Source organism: Cellulomonas sp. P4_A2 (assembly GCF_056402515.1).
Genome location: NZ_JBFUHG010000216.1, coordinates 1 through 372 on the forward strand (window position 1 = coordinate 1; position 372 = coordinate 372).

Here is a 372-nt window from a genome sequence, read left to right on the forward strand (position 1 = left end):
CCAGGGACGTCATCGACCTCACCCTCGCCCTGGCCCGCGAGATGCTCGACGCGGCCGGTCTCAAGGACGCCGACCCGGAGAAGGCCCTGGCCGACGGCTCCGCGATGGACGTCTGGCGCCGGATGATCTCCGCCCAGGGCGGTGACCCGGACGCCACGCTCCCGGTCGCCCGCGAGCAGCACGTGGTGGCGGCCCACACCTCCGGCGTACTGACCCGTCTCGACGCGTACGACATCGGCGTCGCCGCCTGGCGCCTCGGCGCGGGCCGGGCCCGCAAGGAGGACCCGGTGCAGGCGGGCGCGGGCATCGAAATGCACGCCAAGCCGGGCGACACGGTGACCAAGGGCCAGCGGCTGCTGACACTGCACACGG

1 pseudogene is annotated in these 372 nt (G+C 74.2%); it reads left to right on the forward strand.

Annotated elements, in window-relative coordinates:
- Window positions 1–372, forward strand: a pseudogene (locus AC1DUE_RS20785) (thymidine phosphorylase); the annotation flags it as partial.